We start from the raw sequence: 2339 nt of genomic DNA on the forward strand, positions 1-2339 counted from the left end.
GGGCGCCAGTGGCGGTTCTGAACCCCGTAGCCAGTGCGCGCCTGGCCATTGCTGAAGCACTGACCAATCTTTGGGCGGCAGATGTGCGGGCACTGGATAACATCAAGCTCTCGGCCAACTGGATGGCGGCAGTGGATCATCCCGGCGAAGATGCCGCCCTCTTTGATGCCGTCAAGGCGGTAGCCCTGGAGGTCTGTCCTGCCCTGGATCTGGCCATTCCAGTGGGAAAAGACTCCTTGTCCATGCGCACGCTCTGGCAGGAGGAAGGGCAGGGAAAAGCGGTCGTCTCTCCTCTTTCCCTGATTATTACGGCTTTTACGCCGGTGCAGGATCTGCGCAAGACCTGGACGCCTCAGTGGGCGGCTCAGGAAGAGACGGATTTATGGCTGGTCGATTTAGGACAGGGCCGTCTGGGGGCTTCCATCCTCGCTCAGACAATGGGGCAAATGGGCGCGGAAACGCCGGACATGGATCAGCCCGAACTGTTGCGTAAACTTTTTGCGGCGCTCTGCAGTTTGCGTGAACAGGAACTCGTGCTCGCCTATCATGACCGTGCCGATGGCGGGCTGTGGGCTACGCTCTGTGAAATGTCATTTGCGAGTCGTTGCGGAGCGGATATGGTGCTGCCTGCCGGGGCCGATGTCTGGTCTTTCCTGTTTGCGGAGGAGTCGGGCGTATTACTTCAGGTAGCGGCCAAAGATCGGGAAACCGTGCGGGGCATTTTTGCGGAAATGGATCTGGACACCCGGGCTCAGTGCCTTGGTGTCGTGCAGGTCGGGCATTGGCAGCTGCGGGTACTGCAGGGTGAACAGGTATTACTGGACGAACCCGTTGCGGAGTTGCTGCAGGCATGGACTGAAAACAGTTATCAGATGGCGTCGTTGCGTGACGATCCGCAATGCGCCAAAGAAGCATTTGCCGCTGCGACCGCGACGGAAGCACCGCTTTTCGCCCGCGTTCCCTTCAGTCTGCAGACGCCCGTGATTCAACAGGGTGTGCAGCCCAAGGTGGCTATTTTGCGGGAGCAGGGCGTCAATGGTCAGACTGAGATGGCGGCAGCTTTTCACCGTGCCGGATTCACGGCTGTGGATGTCCACATGAGTGATCTGGCTAATGGACGCTATCAGCTCAATGATTTTCAGGCTTTGGCAGCCTGTGGCGGCTTTTCCTATGGCGATGTGCTGGGTGCCGGGGCTGGCTGGGCCAAGTCCATCCTGTTTCATTCAGCATTGCTGGACCAGTTTGCGGCGTTTTTTGCAGATGAATCGCGTCTGGCCCTGGGTGTCTGCAATGGCTGCCAGATGATGGCTGAATTGCGGGAAATCATTCCCGGAGCCGGGCATTGGCCATTATTTACCCGCAATCGTTCTGAGCAATTTGAAGCCCGCCTGGCCATGGTGGAAGTACTGGACTCTCCCTCTCTGTGGTTTAGCGGGATGGCCGGAACCTATGCACCGATTGTCATCGCCCATGGCGAAGGCCGTGCCCACTTTGACCGTACCACCGAAGGGTCTCCTGCACCGGTCACCATGCGCTACGTGGACGCCATGGGGCAAGTGGCACGCCACTATCCGGCTAACCCCAACGGATCGCCGGAAGGGATTACCGGGCTCTGCAACGAAGATGGTCGGGTAGCCATTTTGATGCCGCATCCCGAGCGGGTCGTGCGTAGCCTGCAAATGAGCTGGGCTCCGGCAGATTGGGGCGAATTGACCCCGTGGATGCAGATATTCACCAATGCCCGCAAAGTGCTGGGGTCCTGATGTAAATAAAAACAAAGGCACTTGGCCGCATGTGCCAAGTGCCTGTTTTAATTGGTCGGGGCGATAGGATTCGAACCTACGACATCCTGCTCCCAAAGCAGGCGCGCTACCAAGCTGCGCTACGCCCCGTCGCGGCAGAGAATAGCCGCTTGCTGCTCTGAGGTCAATCTAAACGGGAAAGTTTCCGACGCAGGCGATCCAGTTCGCTACGGGCCAGGGCGATGCCATCATTGAGGCGTTGCCGTTCCCGGTCGCTCAGATCTTTACCCTTTTGGACCAACTCTTCACTGTAAATGGCGATGGTATCCAGCAACTCTTCCACGCGTTCATTCATCCGCTCACGGGAAGCGACCACTTTGTCCCAGGCGCGATTAGCCTGATGGCGGATTTGTTCGCGGGTGCGATCGCCTGCCTGGGGGGCAAAAAGCAAAGCGGTTACTGCACCGGCAGCGGCACCCGCCAGCAGGGCGATACCCAAGGCACTATATCCAAGACCATTACTATCGTTGTCGTAATCCATCATAGTCAGACTCCTTCATCAGGTGATGACAGTGGGGGCCTTGCGGCCCGTAAGCT

Annotated in this window: 2 protein-coding genes and 1 tRNA gene; 1 reads left to right on the forward strand and 2 read right to left on the reverse strand. The window is 58.2% G+C overall.

The window, feature by feature from the left end; translation table 11 throughout:
- Window positions 1-1763, forward strand: a 1763-nt coding sequence (purL, locus tag AC2VLY_RS14105; protein ID WP_486922496.1) for a phosphoribosylformylglycinamidine synthase, incomplete at its 5' end; no start/stop codon positions are given.
- Between the two features lie 52 nt (window positions 1764-1815).
- Here purL and AC2VLY_RS14110 read toward each other — a convergent pair.
- Window positions 1816-1892, reverse strand: a tRNA-Pro gene (locus tag AC2VLY_RS14110).
- Between the two features lie 34 nt (window positions 1893-1926).
- A complete protein-coding gene (locus tag AC2VLY_RS14115) occupies window positions 1927-2286 on the reverse strand; it encodes a YtxH domain-containing protein (protein ID WP_024894610.1) in 360 nt (119 codons plus the stop codon).
- Window positions 2287-2339: the final 53 nt, after the last annotated feature.

It is taken from the genome of Acidithiobacillus sp. TH-A36, from assembly GCF_057473445.1.

Bases quoted from the DNA above. Each gene is read 5' to 3' on its own strand.
- AC2VLY_RS14115 (WP_024894610.1), bottom strand. From the start codon at position 2,286: ATGATGGATTACGACAACGATAGTAATGGTCTTGGATATAGTGCCTTG.